Raw genomic sequence first — 18,651 nt, forward strand, 5'->3', positions numbered from 1 at the left:
ACCCACGCCGGCTCGGGCCCCCTCGCAAGCCTCGAAAACCGACGTAACGTGTGGCGAGTCAGGGCGAATTGGGTTCGCGCGGGGTCAGTCAATTAGGGCATCAAATGCTCCCTCATAATCTGCCGATCACGGGTTCAAGTCCAGTCCGCCCTACAACCCTACGGGGATATACGAGCCGGTTGCGCGTCGAAAGGACGGCTTCCTCTGCCAAGCCCGCCCAACCCTCCATACGTGACACCAAAATCCATTGGGCAATCACGCTCGGCCAATCTGAGTTGAAGGCCGCTTGGGCATCTGATCCTGCCGACATCCAGCTGTATCCGAATCTCGCCACTGTGATCCGGATCAGCTTTTTGATTTGGAGACCTCTCGTGTTGCTCAGCGTGCCTCAATCGGACGCCCTTAGTCGGACTTGGAGCTGCACGACGGAGCACGGTTGTCCTCATTCAACGCTTTCGCGTAAAAACGCGACAGTGCACCCGCGCAGTCTCTCCGCAGGAATGTCCTTGGCCAGTGCCACTCTTGCAACTAGGAGAGGAGTCTTCAATGAATCCCAACAGCAGCGTGAAGGTCCATTTCGAATGCGATCGCGGCCACGCTCCACATGAGTTGTGCGTCGCGGTCAACCAGGCAGTCCCGCCGAACTTGCGGTGTGAGGCCGGTCAGCCATCCGGCATTAGCAAGGGTGGTGGCAGTGGCTGCCGTATCCCGGATAACCTCCAGGAACTTGTTACCCGCGAATTGCGGGACAACATGCAGGAGAGTCGCCGCCAGGGCTACGTACTGATCCGCGATTGAGTCCAAAACATTAGATTCCCTGCCGTGCTGGTGTCTGAGCCCGGCCGTATTTTCGGCACGTGGCTCAATTCTCTGCTCCTCTGGAAGTTCACCGTGGGGAGCGGTGTGACGATCAGGCGACGGCGCCGCCTTCCTCCGCATTGCCCTCCAAAGCTTCTTAAAATGCGTTGCAGTGGGGCTACTTTCCCAGCGGATACCGAGAGAGCGAGGGGAGTCGAAACCGCGTAGTCAGCTTGAAGACTGGCTGGTCGCCCCTGGGCCCCCGAAAACGCTGCGATTGCCCATGACGGAACTGCTCCTCAATGTTCCGACTGGGCCTGCCAAGCGCTCTCTCCGAGAGCGAAGATGCTCTTGAATAGGTAGGCAGAATTGGACCCAGCGGCAATTTCCATCTCGACTTGGTACAGGTTAGTAAGGCCTCAAGTACCCGTCATCGGCCGTCGGTCATAAGTTCAAGCCCCGCCCGCTCTACGGGTCGATTACGTGGCCGGGCTGCGCAACTGGGCGCCGAGGCAACCGAAGATGGTCCAGTTCACGGTTCAGGGGTGAGTTCCTGGCGCGACTCGTCCCTCGCGACTCGCCACACCGCGCGCGCCGCATCCAGGTTGAGGAGTCCGATCGCGATACCGACAATGATGTCGGGCCAGCCCGACTGAAGCGGGATGGCGACGAAGGCAGCGGCAATGATCCCCACGTTCGCGAGCGCATCGTTGCGAGCCGAGAGCCATGCCGCACGGCTCAGGCTTCCCTCATGGTGGCGGTGCCGCACGAGGATGAACGCGCAGGTCAGGTTGACCACGAGCGCGCCGAGCGCAGCGAGTGACATGGGTGCGAAGGCGGGAGCCACAGGGTCGAAGATCTTCACGATGGCGGTGACGAACGTGACCACCGCGGGCACCAGGATCACGACGGCCAGGATGCGTCCGACGACACTGCGTGAACGCGCGCTCCACGCGACGGCCACGACGATGAGGAAGTTGATGCTGGCGTCTTCCAGGAAGTCGACGCTGTCGGCGAAGAGTGACACCGAGCCGATGAGCAGCGCTGTCGTGAACTCGATTCCGAAGTATCCGAGGTTCAGGAGACCGACGATGAGTACTGCTCGCCGGAACCCAGTCACTCGCACAGTCTAGGTCGTGTGTCGGCATGCTCCCGGGTGCCGCCGCACCGGAACCAGCCCGTCATCGCCATCCACTACAGTTCGCCCATGACCACTTTCGCCGCCATCGCCGCCACCGTCGTCCTCGGGCTCCTCGCCGTGTTCCAGCTCGCCCTCGTGGCCGGGGCGCCGCTCGGGCACTTCGCCTGGGGCGGGCAGTCGCGCGTGCTTCCCACCCGGCTGCGCATCGGCAGCGTCGTCTCGATCGTCATCTAGGCACTCATCGCGACAGTGCTCCTCGAGCGGGCCGGCCTCGTCCGACTTTTTGGCGACCCTGGATTCGTGCAGGTCACGGCCTGGGTCGTGTTCGCCTACTTCGCGCTCGGCATCCTGCTCAACGCGATCTCCCGCAGCAAACCCGAGCGGTACACGATGGTGCCGGTCACGATCGTGCTCGCCGCCCTCAGCCTGCTGGTCACGCTTGGCTGAGCCAGAGCATCCGGATGCTGCCCGGCAGCAGCCCGTCGAGAGGTGACGGTGGGGGATGCCCGCATCAGGGCGTCAGCACATCGCAATACTGGCGTGCGGCGTTCGCCAGGCGCAGGTCGCTCGTGACCAGCGGGATACCGAGAGCCTCGGCGAGAGCGACGTAGCTCGCGTCGTAGGGGGAGAAGTTATGTCGCAGCGTCCAGATCCGATGGCGCAGCAGTTCGACGCCGTGGCGCTCGAGGCTGAACAGGGTGAAGAACTCGAGTTTGTCGGTCGCATCGCTCGCTCCGAGGCGACCGCTCGTGACATGGCGGCGCAGTGCTGCCATGAACTCGTAATCGATGAGTTGAGGAGCGTGGAAGCGTCCCTCGGCGAAGGAATCGGTGAGACGGGTGATCCGGGACAGAACCAGGTTGTCGAAGAGTGCAGAACAATCGACGACAGCGTTGAAGCTCAATGTGACTCCCTGTCCCTTCGGATGCCCTCTACGACCTCGTCGATCGAGATGTCGAACGTCTTCTTACGCGCCTCCGCGATGATCTCCGCATTGCTGCGGTAGCGCACGAGCTTCGTGAGTTCCTGCGCCACAAAGTCCGAGAGCGACATGCGCTCCGACGCCGCGCGCTCTTTGAGGCGCGCGTGCACCTCATCCGGGAGATTCCGTACCTGCAACATCTTGGACATGATTCCATGCTACATGTGCCACACATGCGCAGATCGGCAAATCTGTTGATAACTTGGTTGACGCCAACGCGCGGGGCTGTCAACCTGCGAAAGCGCCCGGAGCGTCGCGACAGTAACAGCCCACAATTCTCCAGGAGGACAACATGCTCAGCACCGCCAGCTCTGCCACCCTGGTGAATGTGGGGAAGGTTCTCGCTGTCAGTGCGGTACTTGCTCTCTCGATGGGACTTGCCGGGTGCGACCTGGGCGGACCGGTGCCGTCAGACGACCCAGGCGCCGATCCGACGCCTTCGGATCGCCCAGGCGCCGATCCGACCACATCCGCTGAGCCGACTCCCAGCGAGACGCCGGACCTCCGCGACCGCATCTCCTCCATCGTGATCGACGGCGACAGCGTTTACGTGGCAATCTCGGAGGGCGGGATCTATCTCGATGTACCCTTCACGACGGACCCCGAGACCGCGGTCGCCCAGCTGAGTGAGGCCATCAGGCTTCCCGAGATCCGATCGACGCTTCCGGCAAGTATGTGCTTCCACGAGCGCCCGCAGGCCACCTGGGGCGGAATCACATTCACCTGGGGAACCGACTGGCAGCGCCCCGGGGGAGCAAAATTCTTGGCGTCATCCGACGCCGAGCGCACCACCAACGGCATCGCGGTCACGACCCTCGGTGGGCAGTGGGTCGGCGCGACCGAGAGCGAGGTCTTCACCGGAGCGCCCGGAGCATACTCCGACGATTTCGGTTCCCTGAAGACCTTGCACTACGACGTCGCGAGCGGCACCGCGACGGGGAGCCCGGACGACTACTGGGGAGCCATTGCGATCATGGAGGGTGGCGTGCTCACGAGTTTCAGCTCTCCGATCCACTACTTCTACGACTGCTGAGTCCGGCCCCGTATCGTCTGCGCACCCGCGCGTAACCCTCTAGCCTGAGTAGGTGTCGACTCCCGCCGTGAAGCCGCGGCTCTCCCGCGAGACGATCGTGCTCGGAGTCATCGCCTTCTTCGTCATGGTCGGCTTCGGCGTCGTGATCCCGGTGCTCCCGGTCTTCGTGCGCGACTTCGGGGTCGGCTATACCGAGGTCGGCGCGGTCGTCTCCGCGTTCGCGCTCGTGAGACTCGTCGCGAGCCCGTTCGTCGGCAAACTCATCGACCTGGGCGGCGAACGCACGATCCTCGCGATCGGCATCGGGATCGTCGCCGTCTCGAGTGCCATGGTCGGCCTCGCCCAGACCTATCTCGAGGTGCTGCTCCTTCGCGGCGCGGGCGGCGTCGGCTCGGCGATGTTCTCGATCTCCGCCATGTCGCTCCTGCTCGGCACCACCGCACCCTCGATGCGCGGCCGCGCCGTCGGCTTCTATCAGGGCGGGTTCCTCATCGGCGGTATGGCAGGCCCCGCGATCGGCGGCCTGCTCGCCGTCATCTCCCTGCGGGCCCCGTTCTTCTTCTACGCGGGAACCCTCGTCATCGCGGGCGTCGTCGGCCTGCTGTTCCTCAAGCCCGTCTCGAAGGCGGTGAAGGATGCCGGCGCAGGCGCGGCTGCGCCCATCCCGTTCCGCGTCGTGCTCGCCGACCGCCGCTTCCGCGCCGCATGCCTGGCGAACTTCGCCTCCGGATGGGCGAGCCTCGGCGTGCGCAGTGCCATTGTGCCCATCCTCGTCGTCGAACTCCTGCACAAGGAGGAGCTCTGGACCGGCATCGCCTTCGCGATCGCCGCAGTCGCCCAGACCCTCGCACTCGCCCCCGCCGGAAGGTTCGTCGACACGATCGGGCGCAAGCCCGCCATCATCGGCTCCTACGCTGTCGGTGCGGTCGTCATGCTCGCGATCCCGTTCGCCGGCGACATCTGGGTGCTCATCGCGCTGCTGTGTGTGTTCGGCGTGGCCGCAGCCTTCATGGGGACCGCACCCACGGCATCCGTCGGCGACGCGGCCGGCGCCAGGAGTGGCCAGCCGGTCGCCATCTTCTCCGCCTTCTCCGACCTCGGCGCGATCATCGGGCCGCTCGCCGCCGGCGCCCTCCTGGATGCCGTGTCCTACCCGGCCGCGTTCGCCTCCGCCGTCGTGCTGCTCGCGATCGCCGCCGTCTACGCACTGCGGATGCCGCGCCAGACTCCCGCAATGGCAGGATGAGCACATGCCCATGATCCAGATTCCCCATTCCGAGCTGACCGCCTACCGCGCCGATCCGCCCGCCGCGCCGAAGGGCGGGCTCATCGTCATCCACGAGATCTGGGGACTCGTCGACCACATCCGTGACATCGCCGACCGGTTCGCCGCCGAAGGCTATCTCGTGGTCGCCCCCGACATCCTGAGCAATGCCGGCGTCTCGCCGACGGTCGGGCAGGAGCTGCACGATCTGACGAAGAACCCGGATGAGGCGGTGCGCATGACCGCCCAGCCGCTCATGCGTGAAAAACTCGCGGCCTCACGCGAACCGGAATACGGCGCGTGGGCGATCGGTCAGCTGCGCGCGGTCGTCGACTACCTCTAGGCGCAGCCGGGCATCGACGGGCGCATCGCCGTCACCGGTTTCTGCTTCGGCGGCAGCTACAGCTTCGCGCTCGCGGCGGCGGATCCGCGCATCCGCGCCGCGGCTCCCTTTTACGGCGCGCCGCCGGAGACCTCGGAACTCGCCTCGATCGCAGGGCCGGTCCACGCCTTTTACGGCGACCAGGACGAGCGGCTCATGGCGAGCCTCCCCGACGTCAGAAAGGGCATGTCGGATGCCGGTGTCGACTTCGAGGCGACCGTCTACCCCGGCGCCCGGCACGCCTTCTTCAACGACACGAATTCCATGACCTACGACCCGGATGCCGCCGCCGACGCCTGGTCGCGTGTGCTCGGCTTCCTGGGCGAGCGGCTCGGCTGAGCGCCCAGCCTGGGAAGCACGGGGTTCTTAGCGCCGGATGCACGACCCGGAGGACACCGGGGCCGAGAGCGACTCCGCCCGGTCGGCGACCGGCTGCAGCTCCTGCATCGTGAGGGCGTAGCCGACGCCTGCCGTGTCCGCGGACTTCGCGAAGATGACGCCCGCGGCCAGGCCATCCGTGCTCAGGAGCGGACCACCCGAGTTGCCCTCCTGAACATCCGCGGCGAGCTGGTACACCTCGAGCGAGCTCGGGTTGTTGCCATAGATGTCGTTGACGCGCACGGTCATCACACGGTCGACTCGTGCAGAGCCTGACTGGAACGGGCCGCCTAGGGGGTAGCCGTCGAAGACCGCGTCGCTGCCCTCCGGCAGGGTCGGGCTGAGCGGGATGGGGGAGGCGGCCAGATCCTTGACGGCGATGACCGCGAGATCTTTCTGCGGGTCGAAGTACACGATCCGGCCGGGTGTGGCGCCGGCCCCCGGCACTTCGACGACCGGCTCGGACACGCCCGCGACGACGTGCGCGTTGGTGACGACGCGGTCGGGAGCGATGACGAAACCGCTGCCGGACTGGTTCTGCCCGCACTGGTAGGCGCTTCCGGTGACCTTGACGACCGACCGCGCGGCCGCATCGAGCGATGAGGTGCCGCCCTCGATGTTCGGCGCCTCGGGCGGGGGAGGCGGTGTCGAGGGTTCTGTCGGGCCGCCCGCCGCCGAGATGATGCGTGGGATGCCCTGCTGGACGACGATCGAACGAAGCTGGGCAAGGCCTGTCTTGACGGGCCCGGGGGTGAACCGGTCGATGGTGCGCAGCACGGTGGAGCCGGAGATCGCCTGGGTGAGCGCAGGCACACCGAAGGAGCCGACGCTGAACGCCACGACCGAGACGATAAGGGCGGCGACCACGGCGTTCATGATGGCGCCGCCGATGCGGTCGAGAATACTGAGCCTCGACTCCTCCACTCTCCGCCCGAGCATCCGGCCGATCCAGGCGCCGAGGGCCTGGCCGCCGGCGATGAGGGCGATCACCGCGACGATGACGAGCAGCAGGCGCCACGTCGGGAACGAGATCCAGGAGCCGATGAGCGGCACCGCGAAGAAGGCGGCGATCCCTCCGACGATGATCCCGGCAAGGCCGAACAGGCTTCGCACGAACCCGACCACCCAGCCGTAGCTGAAGTAGGCGAGGATGAGCAGGATCAGCAGGGCGTCGAGGATTCCGGAGGTCGACATCCGCACCGCCTTTCGCTCGCCGCAGCCATCCTGTTTGCTGAGAATACCCTGCTCCGCTTACGTCAGACTGGAGACATGACGACTCCCCTGGTGACACTCAACGACGGCAACACGCTTCCGGCGATCGGGTTCGGCACGTACAAGCTGCGTGGCGACGACGGTGCGGATGCCGTGCTCACGGCGATCGAGGCCGGTTACCGCCTGCTCGACACCGCCCTCAACTACGAGAACGAGGCCGAGGTGGGGGAGGCTGTTCGCCGTTCGGGCATCCCGCGCGAGGACGTCAGGATCACCACCAAACTGCCCGGGCGGTTCCACGGCTACGAGGAGGCACTCGCCGGCTTCGAGGAGTCGCGCGCCAACCTGGGCGTCGACTACGTGGACCTCTTCCTCATCCATTGGCCGCTGCCGCGCGTCGGCAAGTATCTCGACACCTGGCGGGCAATGATCCGGTTGCGCGAGGACGGGCTCGTCCGTTCGATCGGCGTGAGCAACTTCACCCAGAAGCATCTGACTCTCATCATCGAGGAGTCCGGCGTCGTTCCCGCGGTCAACCAGATCGAGCTGCACCCGCACTTCCCGCAGGCGGCGATGCGCGCCTTCCATGCCGAGCACGGCATCCAGACCCAGAGCTGGACGCCGCTCGCCCGCCAGCGTTCTGTGCTCGACGATCCGGTCGTCACGGCGGTCGCCGACGCGCACAACGTGACACCGGCTCAGGCGGTTCTGCGCTGGCACGTGCAGCTCGGGTCGACCCCGCTGCCGAAGTCGGCGCACGCGGCCCGGCAGGCGGAGAACCTCGATGTCTTCGACTTCGGACTCACCGACGAGGAGGTCGCCTCGATCTCCTCGCTCGAGTCTGGGCGGCTGTGGGGCGGCGACCCCGACACCAACGAGGAGTTCTGAGCGCTCTAGCCCAGCCCCGGGATCGTCAGCCACCCGAGGGCGATGAGCAGGACGACCGCGTTGAGGATGAGCGCGATGACCGTCACGACCGAGACACCCTTGGCTCCGGTGCCGCGGATCAGCAGCATGAGCACCAGCACGATCTCCAGAAGCAGGGAGAACAGGAAGGTGCCGAGCGGGGCGGGGAACGCGAAGAAGATCGACAACAGCATGAGCGCGGCGAACAGCAGTTCGCCGATCGCGAGGATCGAGTTGCTGCGCCGCCCGCTCAGCCGGCTGATGCCGTCGAAGAGGGCGAGTGCCGCGGCGAGGATCGTGATGATGAAGAGCCAGGAGAGTGTGATCATTTCGGTGCCTTCCACTAGTTCATCGAGAGAACGCTGGGACCGCAGTTCACGCCCAGAATAGCGCCCAGCGCCTCGCTCGCGCCGGAATATTGGGGGGCGGCGAGCGGTTTGCACGTGTATGAGCACCATTCCGACCCGACGGCCCAGTACTGCGCGGCCTGGTATCGCGCGACCCAGCGTTGCGCGGCCCGGTATCGCGCGGCCCGCTGCAGGCGAGGTTCGCGTGACGATCGACGCGACCGGTTCGATGGTTGCGGCTTCGATCGCGGATGTCGGCAGCCCGGCAGACGGTTTCGTGCGTGGCGACCGCGTGGCCTATCCGCTCTCGCTCGGGCCCGGTCCCGTGCTGAGCGTCGACACGCTCATCGGGATCCCGCGCAACGTCTCAGACCGCCAGGCCGCCGACCTTCTCGCGCCCGGGCTGCTTGCCCGCGCGATGATCACGCAGGTTCGTCCTTTCGCGCGGGGGGAGCGCGTGGCCGTTCCGCTGCGCAACTCGCTGCTGCGCCAGGTCGTCTCGGCCTGGGTCGCCTCGCTCGGCGGTGTGATCGTCGACGATCAGGTGGAAGCGGATGTCGTCTATGACGAACCCGCGCGTCGCCTCGCTGCGGTCGAGGCTTCGCACCGGCAGGGACGGCTGCAGCAGGCGGCCACCGAGGTGTTCCAGGCCATCCGCGCCGGCATCTTCGACGAGGTGCGGGTCGTCCATCGCGAGCCGGAGCGGGTCGCGGCGTAGGTCACGCCTGGAGCGCCGCCTCCGCCGCCTCCGAGATCGAGGCGATACTGGTGACCGTCGCGAAGCCCGCCGCGAGAAGGGCGGCATCGCTCCCCGGCTCCTGACCCGCCGGGGTGTCGGCGACAGAGAGCCTGGTGTGCTCCTCGTCGTTGCGGGTCATCGTCGTCTGCACGATACCGAAGGCCGCGAGCGAGCCCTCCCGCAACTCCGGGTCGGGGCCGTTGTGGTTGGGGACGTTCAGGTTGAAGACAGTACCCGTCGGCGTCTCCTGGAGCCGTGAGAGCAGCTGCAGCACGAACGGGGTGGCGGCATCCCAATGGAACTCCTCGGGATGCATGCCGACGTCGAGCGAGACGGCGAGGCCCCGCGCGCCATTCACACCACCGGTCAGGGCGGCGCCGACGGTGCCGGAGTGCAGGATCGCCCGTCCGACGTTCGCCCCCCGGTTGATGCCGGAGAGCACGAGGTCCGGCACGGGGCCGAACGCGCCGTGCGCGGCGATGAGGGCGATGAGCGCTGGTGCGGCCTGAACGGCGTACGCGGGGATCCCCTCCAGGCCTTCGAGCTCCCGGCGCTCGAACCGGATGCGGCCATCCGTCGCCGCCCCGGTGATGGATGCGCTGCTGCCGCTCGACTGCGCGGCCGGCGCGGCGATTGTCACTTCGAGGCCGGCGTCGCTCGCGAGCAACGCGAGCCGGTGCAGGCCCGCGGAGTCGATCCCGTCGTCGTTGGTGACCAGGGCGACGGTCATGGTTCTCCGTCCGAGCTCTCCTGCACCTGGCCGGCCAGCTGGTCGGGGCTGAGGCTCACGGCATCGTCGACTTCGTCGCCGAGCGTGCGGGTGGTGACGAGGTCGCGCATCGCATCGATCGCCTCGGAGTCGCCGGTGCCGAGGCCGTGACGGGTCACGTTGAGCGCGCCGGCGGCCGCGCCGACCATTACGGCCTCTTCGATCGTGCCGCCGGAGGCGAGTGTCGCCGCAACGCCGGCGGTGAGGGAGTCGCCGGCGCCGCTCGTGTCGGCGATCTCCATCTTCGGCGGGGTCACCTCGCTGAGCGCCTCGTCGGTGAGCACGAGGAAGGGTTTGTCGGCGCGGGTGACGATGACGGTCGCCGCGCCCTCCGCTTTCAGCCGCCGCATGGCGGCGATGACCTGGTCGGTGCTGTTCTCGCGTACACGCCCGTCGGCGAGCAGTTCCTCGTCGCTGACCTTCGCGACCGTCACGCCTCCGGCGAGGGCGGCGGTCAGGCGATCGCCGGCGAGGTCGACGATGACCGGCCGCTCGGCCGTCCGGATGTCCGCGGCGAGCCGGCGGTAGACATCCGCGGGCAGCGTGTCCTCGCCCGCCGGGCCGCTCAGGACGACGAGGTCGGCGCGGATGCCCTCCCGCAGCGTCACACCGTAGAGCTCGTCGAGGTCGTGCCTGCTGATGGGGGCGCCGCCGGTCTCGACGATCTTGACCCGCTCACCGCCTCGCCGGTCGTGTACATAGGCACCGCCGCGGGCTTCGCGTTCGACCGCGACGACGTTGATGCCCTCGTCGTCGAGCAGGTGGCGCAGCATCCGCCCGCTCTCCCCGGACAGCACGCTGCAGAGGGTGACATCGGCACCGATCCGGCGGATCATGCGCGCCTGCCAGACCCCCTGACCGCCGGCATGGAAGTGGACGTCGGGGCCGTCCGGATGATCCTCCACGGTCACGGTGAGGACCGGCGAGGGGGCGAAGATCACGATCTCGCTCATGCTGCGACGGTAGGGCGGGAGCTTGTGAATCGCTGGATGAGTCGCTGTGCGATGGCTGTGCCGGGGCTGGGAGCGGTGCGGTCGTCCCGCGTATAGCGTGGAATGCGTACGCGGAAGTGAGGGTGAGAATGGTCGGCATTGCGAAACTGGCGTTCCGGGTGGTGCTCGGCGGGTTGTTCATCGGGCATGGCACGCAGAAACTCTTCGGATGGTTCGGCGGCGGAGGCCTCGACGGCACCGAGAAGATGATGGATCACCTCGACCTGCATCCGCCGCGCCGGAACGCGGTGCTCTCCGGGGTCACCGAGGCGGGATGCGGTGCGCTCCTGGTGGCGGGCGCGGCGACTCCGCTGGCGGCGACCGGGCTCGTGGCGACGATGGCCACCGCCATCCGGACGGTGCATGGGAAGAACGGGCCGTGGAACGCGAACCGCGGCTGGGAGTTCAACGCGGTCATCATCGCGGCGCTGGGCATGCTCGTCGAGGGCGGGCCGGGGAAGCTTTCGGTGGATGCGGTGGTCGGCCGGGCACGCGGAGGGACGGGCCTGGCCATCGGCGTGCTCGTGGCGGGTGCTGCGGCATCCACCGCGGTTGTGGAGCTCGGGCGCTGGGTTGCGCGGCGGGATGCTGCGCGGGTGGTTGCGGATGCCGCGGACGAGTCGACTGCAGACGAGGCGAATTCGAAAGATGATTCGAAGATAGATTCGAGTCTAGCGACGAAACGGTGAAAATGACGAGCCTCTTTCAGAGGGCAAGGCTCCCTTTTTCCTAGAGTTTACCCTAAAAAAGATAGAACATAGAATCTAATTTCACTTCCATCCGTGGTATCATGGAGAAATGCGAAACCCCGCCCCCGAGTTCGATGCATTGACCGGCACCCTCGCCGGGGTGCTCGGTTTCGATGGTGCGGCGGGGTTGACCGACGACGCGTTAATGGAGACCACCGGTGCTCTGGAGCGCCTCGGGCGCTGGCTGAGCGCAGCCCAGGTCGCCGTCGCCGGCGAGATCGACGACCGGTCGCGTCGAGAGCTCGGCACGGAAGGGCTTTCGGCTCGGCGGGGTTGTCGCAACTCGACCGAGCTGCTCGAACGGATCACGCTGGCGTCGAGCGAGACGATCTCCAGACGGTTGAAGATCGGCCGGGCCACGCGGGTTCGCACAGCGTTGACGGGGGAGCGTCTGCCGGCGTCCTTTCCGAGTGTGGCCGAGGCGTTGGGCGTGGGGGCGATCGGCATCGACACCGCCCACACGATCATCCGTGGGCTGAGCTCCGTCGCAGCCGTGGTGGACGTGTGCTCCATCCAGGCGGCCGAGTACGAACTGGTCGCAGCGGCCACCGGTACGAGCCCTGAGTCGCCGATGCCCTGCACTGCTGATGAGACTCGGCTGCAGACGGATGTCTGGAAGGTGCGGCTCGATCAGGACGGTCGCATCCCGATCGAGGAACGGGCCATGCGGATGCGCTCCATCACCCTGGGCCGGGAGCGTGACGGACTCGTCTGGTTGCGTGGCGCTCTGGTTCCGGATGTCGCGGCCAAGTTCCTCACCCTCGTCGACGCCTACACCTCCCCGCGCACCGCGCCCGCATTCCTCAACGATGAGGAGCTGGCCGCCCACAATCTCGAACACGACCCGCGCACCCGCGACCAGCAACGGCACGACATCTTCGCCGGCATCGTCGACATCGCTGCCCGTAGCGCCGAAGTCCCGTCAATGGGTGGTGCGGCGCCGGTGGTGATGGTCAGTGTCCGGCAGGAAGACCTGGACGCCGACCGTGGTGTCGGGCACATCGACGGGCTCGACACCCCCGTCTCGATGCGGGTCATCAAGCACTACACCTGCGCGGGTGGCACCCAGCGTGTGGTCGTGGACGACGCCGGGCGCATCATCGAACTCGGCTCACCGGAGCGGTGCTTCACCGCGCAGCAGCGGCGGGCGATCGCCCACCGTGACGGCGGGTGCAGTGTTCCCGGATGCCATGTCCCCGCAGCCTGGTGCGAGATCCACCACGTCGACCCGGCCGAGAACGGTGGGCCTACTCATACTGACAACGGTCTTTTGCTCTGCTGGTTCCACCACCGCAGCCTCGAAACCTCCGGCTGGCAATTCCGGATGATCAACGGCGCACCCCAGGTCAAAGCACCACCCTGGCTGGACACCAGTCAACAGTGGCGCCCGACAACAGGGTCCCGAACACGCCGACGAGACGCCCTCCAGAAGATCCCCATCTGACAGCAATTCGCGCGTCCGCGCGTCATGATGGATGCATGAAGGTCGAACTGCTCCACATTGTCGAATGCCCGAACTGGGAGGAAACCGGGGTGCGCTTGCGTGCCGCCCTGGACGCCATTGGACAGTCAGCTGTCGACATCGACTACGAGCTGTTGCAGACGCCCGAAGAAGCCGCCCGACGCCCCTTCGCCGGATCGCCCACCATCCTCATCGACGGCGAAGACCCGTTCCCCTCCGGCGGGCCGATCACAGTCCTCGCCTGCCGGGTCTACCGGACCGAGACCGGACTCGCCGGCGCACCCACCGTCGAACAGCTCACCCAGGCCCTGCGCGAGCACGTCTGAAACCACGGAGGCATGTCGGGGTCGCGAAGTCGGGTTCGGGCACGTTCCACCCTGCCCCGCTCTGCTAAACTCTCAAGGTTGCCGTCCAACGGCCGCGGATAAAGAGAGCTGGCACATCAGGTGACCGGCACCGCGCAACGAGCGAAAGGGGCCATCTATGCCATTAGCACCAGATGCCAAGAAAGCGATCATCGACGAGTACGCCACTCACCCAGGTGACACGGGAAGCCCCGAAGTGCAGGTCGCAATGCTGACCGCACGCATCAAGGACCTCACCGAGCACCTCAAGGAGCACAAGCACGACCACCACTCACGTCGTGGCCTGCTGCTGCTCGTCGGACAGCGTCGCCGTCTGCTCGGCTACCTGTCGGACATCGACATCAACCGGTACCGCTCGCTCATCGAGCGCCTCGGATTGCGTCGCTAGGTCTCGACAGGCTCGACCTGAGACGACACTTGGCGGACGGGCCGTCATCCTTCGGGGTGGCGGCCCGTTTCATTAACCTTGGGTCATGGAAGTCACCGTGCGCGTCAAGCCGGGCAGCCGCAAGGGGCCGCTCGTGGACACAACACCAGGCCCGGATGGCGAGACGCTCACGGTATACGTCCCGCAGCGCGCCGTCGACGGGCAGGCCAACACTGCGGTCACCGACCTCCTCGCGAAACACTTCGGCGTCGCCCGCAGCCGCGTCGAGATCATCCGCGGTCACACCTCGCGCACCAAGCGCATCCGCATCGAGGAATAACCCCACGAGACCGAGACCGAGACTGGGCCGAGGCCGCAGCTGAGACCCAATAGGGTCGAGTCATGAACAAAGCCCGGGTCGCGACAGTGTTCGCACCGTACCTGCTCGTCAGCGTCGTCTACCTGGTCGCGCAGGCCACCGATCTGGTAGCGGTGTCCACGTTCCTGAAGCCCCTGCTCATGCTGCTCCTGCTGGCGGCGTTCCTGTATTCGCTGCCGCGCATCCGGAGCGAACTGGCCCTGCTCGGCTCGCTCGGCATCCTGTTCTCCTGGGCGGGTGACGTCACCCTCGGGGCGCCGGGCGATCTCAGTTTCCTCGTCGGGCTCGGCTTCTTCCTTCTCGCCCACCTCGCCTACATCGTCCTGTTCCTCCGCAGACTCCGGATGCGCCGCCTTCGCCTCGCCGCCCTCGTCTACCTTGCGTGGTGGGTGGGCCTCGTGGTCGTGCTCGCCCCGCACCTCGGATCGCTGCTCATTCCGGTCGCGGCATATGGCCTCGTTCTCGGCGCGATGGGGTCGATCGGGCTCAGCTGCAACCGCTGGATCGCGATCGGCGGCGCACTGTTCGTGATCTCCGACACCCTGCTCGGTCTGAACCGATTCCTGCCCGGTTTCGAACTGTGGCAGATCGACACGATCATCATGCTGACCTACCTCGCGGCGCAGGGCCTCATCGCCTACGGTGCGATCCGGATGTCGTGGGCCCGGTGAAGGCCAAGCGCACCGGCCCCCTCGCACGCGTCAGTCTGTTCCGCCTCGGCGTGACGCTCGTCATCGTCGTGACGGCCATCCTCGCGTTCACGCTGCAGGCCGGCGCTTTCCGCTGGCTGTTCCGCGGCGCACTCGTCGTGGGCGCGATACTGCTGTTCGGCAGCTACCTCGTGCAGTGGTGGGTGAAACGGCGCGCCGATCGCTGAAGACGTCAGCGGCGCAGACCCGCAGCCTTGCGACGCGCGCGGTCGGGACGCTGCACGACCGCCGCAACGATCACGGCGACAATACCTACGGGAATGAGCGCCCAGCCGATGACCACCATCGACTGGTGGTGATACTGCGTACCGAAGACCACGAGCGCGGGAACGGCGAAAACAAGGTTCAGCGCGATGACCATCGCGAGTCCCGACACGCGCGCAGCCTTCAGGTTCCCCACTCCGGGCGCCAGCATGTTGGCGTCCGCATACTCCCGGGGTCTGGCGACGACGAAGTAGGGCAGCGTCACGAGCAGCAGCCCGGCGACACCGCCACCCAGGGTGGCAGCGGCGCCAAGCAGATCGAACGCGAAGAAGGTTTGGATCCACGCGGAGAAATGTCCGCTGTTCTGGTCGGGGAACCGTTCGGCGGCGAGCCTCGCCGGCTCCCAGGTGACGACACCGTGAACGATCGTATTGACGAGGATGAAGATCCCGCCGAGTGCGAACAAGCGGAAGCCGAACCGGGGGAGGAACGGCTCACCACGTCTCGTCCAGCACAGTTCAACCGTCATCCATGCTCCGGTAAGCGCCGGAGCCGCGATGCCGAGGTACACGATCGGGCTGTCGGTGAAGGCATCCGCCAGCAGCTCGAGCGCGCCCAGCGTGGAGGCGACGAGCACGAGCGCGGCAACCACGAGCGTCGGGATGGTGAGCTCCCGAACGAGGCGGTTACGGGGTCCCGATACCGCTGCGGACACAGTCTCACGGGCGCTCAAGCTCATCTGGCCAGCCTAGGGGTACTTCCGGAATGCCCGCGGGCGTTCAGAGGTTTTCCCGGATGATGACGACGACAACTCCTCTCCGCTCGAGCGGTGCGACGAGCGACATGGACGAGTTCCCGAGCAACGTGCAGGACATCCGGATGCTGCGGAAGCGCAGGCGCTAGCGTTCGGAATTCACCCGGCGAATCCGCCGGAACACCAGAAGCGCGAGTCCGAGGACGATGATTCCTCCGCCGACCGGGAGGAGCCAGCTCGTTGTAACGCCCGTGGCGGCGAGGACCGGTGCCGGCGGAACCGCACCCAGGTACTCGACCCAAACGGAACCCTGGCCGATGCTGATCATCCAGCGCTGTCCGCTGTCGACGAATTCACCGCTCGTGAGTGGCGCACCCGTGCGCGAGGCCAGCTGACCGGTTACCGTACCGATCTGGGATGAGACGAGCGTGAACACGGTGCCGACGGGTGGCACGGCCGCGACGTTGAGGTGCAGTGTGGCACCGTTCAGGACGGCATCCTTGTAGATGTCGAGGCTGTCGTTCGTCGTCCCGTCGATATCGAATTCGAGGATGCCACCGGCGTTCGCCGTGAACGGTTCCCAGGTGTGAAGGACCGAGACCTCGCCCGCGGTCACCCCGGGGGAGATGCTGCCAGTGTTGAGGGTGAGTGTGCGAACGACGCCGAGCAGGGGGTCGCTGAGGTTGCCGCCCGTGAGGGTGCCGCCGTTGACGACGAAATCCGTGCCGGCGAGCATGCCGGTCACTCGCGTCTCGCCCTGCTGGACATTGAGCCCGTGGTCACCGGCGCCCGCGGTGTTGATCGCGCCGCCTCCGCCGGAGAGGATGAGCACCCCCGTACCGGTCTTGACCACCTTGCCGGCTCCACCGTTGCCGTCGATCCTGTTCGCGAAGTCGATTGTCCCTGCCCCGGCGACGGTGAGTACGTCACTCAGCACATTGACCGTTCCGTGATGGGTGAAGGTTGTCCCCGCCGCTGCGCTCCAGGTCTGATCGCCAACCAGATTCATATCCAGGTTCGTGTCCGCGTCCACGCTCGCTATCGCGCCACCAGTGCCGAGGACGATCCGGTTGCCGTCGAGCAGGAAGTCCGGTGCCGTGAAGGAGAGGCTTCGAACGAGCAGGTCGGCCGCCAGGTTGTTGTGGGCGTGGGTTCCCGTCGCGAAGACCAGGTTCTCGTCGGCGCCCGGCACCCCGAGGTCCCAGTTCGCGGCCGTGGCCGTCTCCTGGTTGCCTCCGCCCCCGGCGGTCCAGGTGTAGGTGACCCCCGCAGCGGATGCCGGCGCTGCAATAGCGACGACACTGACGGCGATGACGGAGAAGAGGAGGGGAAGCCTGGCGCGCATGGTCGGGTTCCTTCGAGTCAGGAGAAGTTGAGAGAATAGTAGTGGGATAGTGCCGCCACATCAATCAATTGATAAGACGAATATTCTGCCCGCCACCTGCTGAGTAGGGGTTTGTTCACTTCATGACCGCAACGCCACTGAAACTGTCCGTGCTCGACCTCGTGCCGGTGCGCACAGAGCAGTCGACAGCGGATGCCCTCGCCGCCTCCATCGAGCTCGCCGTGCGCGCCGACGAACTCGGCTACGAGCGCTACTGGGTGGCCGAGCATCACAACATGCCGGCCGTCGCCGCCACCAACCCGCCCGTGCTCATCGGCATCCTCGCAGCCCGCACCAGCCGCATCCGGGTCGGGTCGGGCGGCGTCATGCTCCCGAACCACTCGCCGCTCGTGATCGCCGAACAGTTCGCGGCGCTCGAGGCGGCATTCCCCGGGCGCATCGATCTCGGCATCGGCCGTGCACCAGGCAGCGACCCCGTCATCACGGCGCTCCTGCGTTCGAGCGGTGCGACGAGCGACGTGGACGAGTTCCCGAACAACGTGCAGGACATCCGGATGCTGCTGAACCCGGATGGCGCGACCCTGCGGATCGGCGGCCGCGAGCAGGCCGCCCAGGGCCATGCCGCTCAGACCTATGTCGTCAGGGCGACCCCGCAGGCGGCCGGCGCACCGCCGGTGTGGCTTCTCGGATCGAGCGATTACTCCGCGAGACTGGCCGCGAGCCTCGGCCTGCCGTACGTCTTCGCCCACCACTTCTCCGGCGAGGGCACCGCGCAGGCGCTCGAACTGTACCGCAGCGGGTTCACCGCCTCCGAAGAGCTCGCAGCGCCCCGCACCTTCCTCACCGTCAACGCGGTCGTCGCCGACACCGCTGAGGAGGCGAAGGCGCTCGCGCTCCCGCAACTGCAGCAGATGGCTCGCCTGCGCAGCGGCCTGCCGCTCGGCCCGCAGATCACCGTCGAGGATGCCGCCGCCGCATCCGCAGACCTGAGCCCGGCCCTCCAGGGGCAGATCGACCGGATGTTGGAACGATGGGTCGTGGACGCGCCGGAGCCTGCAGTGGACCGCATCCGCTCGCTCGCGGCGCAGTTCGGCGTCGACGAGGTCATGGTCTCGCCCGGCGCCGGCGCCTCGGCCGGAGATGACCCGCGGACTGCGCCGGGGAGGGTGCGCACGCTCGAACTGCTCGCAGGAACGCTCCAACCGTGAGCTGTGGGTACGAAATGCGGGCGCGAAATGCGGGCGCGAAATGTGGGGAGGGTTTCCGGGAATAGTGTGGTGACAGTCGCTGTTGACACCGTTATCCATGCAAACGAATAGACTTTGGGAATGACGATGACACAGGCAGCGACACAGCCACAGGACACGAAGAAG

At 66.7% G+C, this 18,651-nt stretch carries 24 protein-coding genes and 1 pseudogene; 16 read left to right on the forward strand and 9 right to left on the reverse strand.

The features are described from left to right. The first annotated feature begins 546 nt into the window (after positions 1–546). The gene (locus ABD678_RS09045) at positions 547–798 is read left to right on the forward strand and encodes a hypothetical protein (protein WP_344755864.1); all 252 of its coding nucleotides are present in this window, start codon (positions 547–549) and stop codon (positions 796–798) included. A 532-nt stretch (positions 799–1,330) separates the two neighbouring features. On the opposite strand, the gene ABD678_RS09050 is transcribed toward ABD678_RS09045, so the two are convergent. Continuing rightward, positions 1,331–1,918, reverse strand: a complete 588-nt coding sequence (locus ABD678_RS09050) for a cation transporter (protein ID WP_344755866.1) — start codon at positions 1,916–1,918, stop codon at positions 1,331–1,333. 87 nt (positions 1,919–2,005) lie between these two features. Between ABD678_RS09050 and ABD678_RS09055 the strand changes: the two genes are divergently transcribed. Together ABD678_RS09055 and ABD678_RS09060 are read left to right on the forward strand one after the other, a co-directional pair. Next, positions 2,006–2,173 carry a hypothetical protein gene (locus ABD678_RS09055; RefSeq protein ID WP_344755868.1) on the forward strand — a complete coding sequence of 56 codons (168 nt, stop codon included), beginning with the start codon at positions 2,006–2,008 and terminating at the stop codon, positions 2,171–2,173. 15 nt (positions 2,174–2,188) lie between these two features. Next, positions 2,189–2,386 carry a hypothetical protein gene (locus ABD678_RS09060; protein WP_344755871.1) on the forward strand — a complete coding sequence of 66 codons (198 nt, stop codon included), beginning with the start codon at positions 2,189–2,191 and terminating at the stop codon, positions 2,384–2,386. 64 nt (positions 2,387–2,450) lie between these two features. Here ABD678_RS09060 and ABD678_RS09065 read toward each other — a convergent pair whose 3' ends face one another. Next, positions 2,451–2,843: a type II toxin-antitoxin system VapC family toxin gene (locus ABD678_RS09065; protein ID WP_344755873.1), complete on the reverse strand. Its 393-nt coding sequence runs from the start codon at positions 2,841–2,843 to the stop codon at positions 2,451–2,453. Next, positions 2,840–3,070 (reverse strand): FitA-like ribbon-helix-helix domain-containing protein, encoded by a 231-nt coding sequence (locus ABD678_RS09070; RefSeq protein ID WP_344755875.1) that lies wholly within the window; start codon positions 3,068–3,070, stop codon positions 2,840–2,842. Before ABD678_RS09070 ends, ABD678_RS09065 begins: the two co-directional genes overlap by 4 nt. 143 nt (positions 3,071–3,213) lie before the next feature. Here ABD678_RS09070 and ABD678_RS09075 point away from each other — a divergent pair, with 143 nt between their 5' ends. The 3 genes and pseudogenes from ABD678_RS09075 to ABD678_RS09085 all read left to right on the forward strand — a co-directional run bounded on the left by ABD678_RS09075 (position 3,214) and on the right by ABD678_RS09085 (position 5,939). Continuing rightward, positions 3,214–3,954, forward strand: coding sequence for a hypothetical protein (locus ABD678_RS09075; protein WP_344755877.1), 741 nt, complete (start codon positions 3,214–3,216; stop codon positions 3,952–3,954). Between the two features lie 52 nt (positions 3,955–4,006). Next, positions 4,007–5,200 (forward strand): MFS transporter, encoded by a 1,194-nt coding sequence (locus ABD678_RS09080; RefSeq protein ID WP_344755879.1) that lies wholly within the window; start codon positions 4,007–4,009, stop codon positions 5,198–5,200. A 10-nt stretch (positions 5,201–5,210) separates the two neighbouring features. Further along, positions 5,211–5,939: pseudogene (locus ABD678_RS09085) on the forward strand (dienelactone hydrolase family protein). Between the two features lie 27 nt (positions 5,940–5,966). Here ABD678_RS09085 and ABD678_RS09090 read toward each other — a convergent pair. Then, the gene (locus ABD678_RS09090; protein WP_344755881.1) at positions 5,967–7,172 is read right to left on the reverse strand and encodes a MarP family serine protease; all 1,206 of its coding nucleotides are present in this window, start codon (positions 7,170–7,172) and stop codon (positions 5,967–5,969) included. Positions 7,173–7,247: 75 nt separating this feature from the next. On the opposite strand from ABD678_RS09090, the gene ABD678_RS09095 reads away from it, so the two are divergent. After that, entirely contained in the window at positions 7,248–8,078 is an 831-nt protein-coding gene (locus ABD678_RS09095; RefSeq protein WP_344755883.1) for an aldo/keto reductase, read from the forward strand. Between the two features lie 5 nt (positions 8,079–8,083). Here the strand turns inward: ABD678_RS09095 and ABD678_RS09100 are convergent, their stop codons facing one another. Beyond that, positions 8,084–8,425 (reverse strand): hypothetical protein, encoded by a 342-nt coding sequence (locus ABD678_RS09100; RefSeq protein WP_344755886.1) that lies wholly within the window; start codon positions 8,423–8,425, stop codon positions 8,084–8,086. Between the two features lie 223 nt (positions 8,426–8,648). On the opposite strand from ABD678_RS09100, the gene ABD678_RS09105 reads away from it, so the two are divergent. Then, positions 8,649–9,161 (forward strand): MDR/zinc-dependent alcohol dehydrogenase-like family protein, encoded by a 513-nt coding sequence (locus ABD678_RS09105; protein WP_344755888.1) that lies wholly within the window; start codon positions 8,649–8,651, stop codon positions 9,159–9,161. A 1-nt stretch (position 9,162) separates the two neighbouring features. Here the strand turns inward: ABD678_RS09105 and surE are convergent, their stop codons facing one another. Both surE and ABD678_RS09115 read right to left on the reverse strand, forming a co-directional pair. Continuing rightward, positions 9,163–9,912, reverse strand: a complete 750-nt coding sequence (gene surE, locus ABD678_RS09110; RefSeq protein WP_344755890.1) for a 5'/3'-nucleotidase SurE — start codon at positions 9,910–9,912, stop codon at positions 9,163–9,165. Continuing rightward, entirely contained in the window at positions 9,909–10,904 is a 996-nt protein-coding gene (locus ABD678_RS09115) for a 1-phosphofructokinase family hexose kinase (protein WP_344755892.1), read from the reverse strand. Before ABD678_RS09115 ends, surE begins: the two co-directional genes overlap by 4 nt. A gap of 128 nt (positions 10,905–11,032) precedes the next feature. Here ABD678_RS09115 and ABD678_RS09120 point away from each other — a divergent pair, with 128 nt between their 5' ends. The 7 genes from ABD678_RS09120 to ABD678_RS09150 all read left to right on the forward strand — a co-directional run bounded on the left by ABD678_RS09120 (position 11,033) and on the right by ABD678_RS09150 (position 15,142). Then, entirely contained in the window at positions 11,033–11,632 is a 600-nt protein-coding gene (locus ABD678_RS09120; RefSeq protein ID WP_344755894.1) for a DoxX family protein, read from the forward strand. Between the two features lie 109 nt (positions 11,633–11,741). Beyond that, on the forward strand, positions 11,742–13,136 hold the full coding sequence (locus ABD678_RS09125) for an HNH endonuclease signature motif containing protein (protein ID WP_344755896.1): 1,395 nt from the start codon (positions 11,742–11,744) through the stop codon (positions 13,134–13,136). Between the two features lie 35 nt (positions 13,137–13,171). Continuing rightward, entirely contained in the window at positions 13,172–13,480 is a 309-nt protein-coding gene (locus ABD678_RS09130) for a hypothetical protein (protein ID WP_344755898.1), read from the forward strand. Between the two features lie 157 nt (positions 13,481–13,637). Beyond that, complete coding sequence (gene rpsO, locus ABD678_RS09135; protein ID WP_104094938.1) at positions 13,638–13,907, forward strand: 30S ribosomal protein S15; 270 nt, start codon at positions 13,638–13,640, stop codon at positions 13,905–13,907. A gap of 85 nt (positions 13,908–13,992) precedes the next feature. After that, positions 13,993–14,226: a DUF167 domain-containing protein gene (locus ABD678_RS09140; protein WP_344755903.1), complete on the forward strand. Its 234-nt coding sequence runs from the start codon at positions 13,993–13,995 to the stop codon at positions 14,224–14,226. A 62-nt stretch (positions 14,227–14,288) separates the two neighbouring features. Then, positions 14,289–14,936 (forward strand): lysoplasmalogenase, encoded by a 648-nt coding sequence (locus tag ABD678_RS09145; protein WP_344755905.1) that lies wholly within the window; start codon positions 14,289–14,291, stop codon positions 14,934–14,936. Then, positions 14,933–15,142, forward strand: a complete 210-nt coding sequence (locus tag ABD678_RS09150) for a hypothetical protein (RefSeq protein ID WP_344755907.1) — start codon at positions 14,933–14,935, stop codon at positions 15,140–15,142. Before ABD678_RS09145 ends, ABD678_RS09150 begins: the two co-directional genes overlap by 4 nt. A 5-nt stretch (positions 15,143–15,147) precedes the next feature. Here the strand turns inward: ABD678_RS09150 and ABD678_RS09155 are convergent, their stop codons facing one another. Next, positions 15,148–15,918 (reverse strand): hypothetical protein, encoded by a 771-nt coding sequence (locus ABD678_RS09155; RefSeq protein WP_344755909.1) that lies wholly within the window; start codon positions 15,916–15,918, stop codon positions 15,148–15,150. 160 nt (positions 15,919–16,078) lie between these two features. Continuing rightward, on the reverse strand, positions 16,079–17,278 hold the full coding sequence (locus ABD678_RS09160; RefSeq protein WP_344755911.1) for an LPXTG cell wall anchor domain-containing protein: 1,200 nt from the start codon (positions 17,276–17,278) through the stop codon (positions 16,079–16,081). 122 nt (positions 17,279–17,400) lie between these two features. Here ABD678_RS09160 and ABD678_RS09165 point away from each other — a divergent pair, with 122 nt between their 5' ends. After that, complete coding sequence (locus tag ABD678_RS09165; protein ID WP_344755913.1) at positions 17,401–18,486, forward strand: LLM class flavin-dependent oxidoreductase; 1,086 nt, start codon at positions 17,401–17,403, stop codon at positions 18,484–18,486. Positions 18,487–18,651: the final 165 nt, after the last annotated feature.

Source organism: Leifsonella bigeumensis (assembly GCF_039537265.1).
In the GTDB taxonomy this organism is placed as follows: Bacteria; Actinomycetota; Actinomycetes; order Actinomycetales; family Microbacteriaceae; genus Terrimesophilobacter; species Terrimesophilobacter bigeumensis.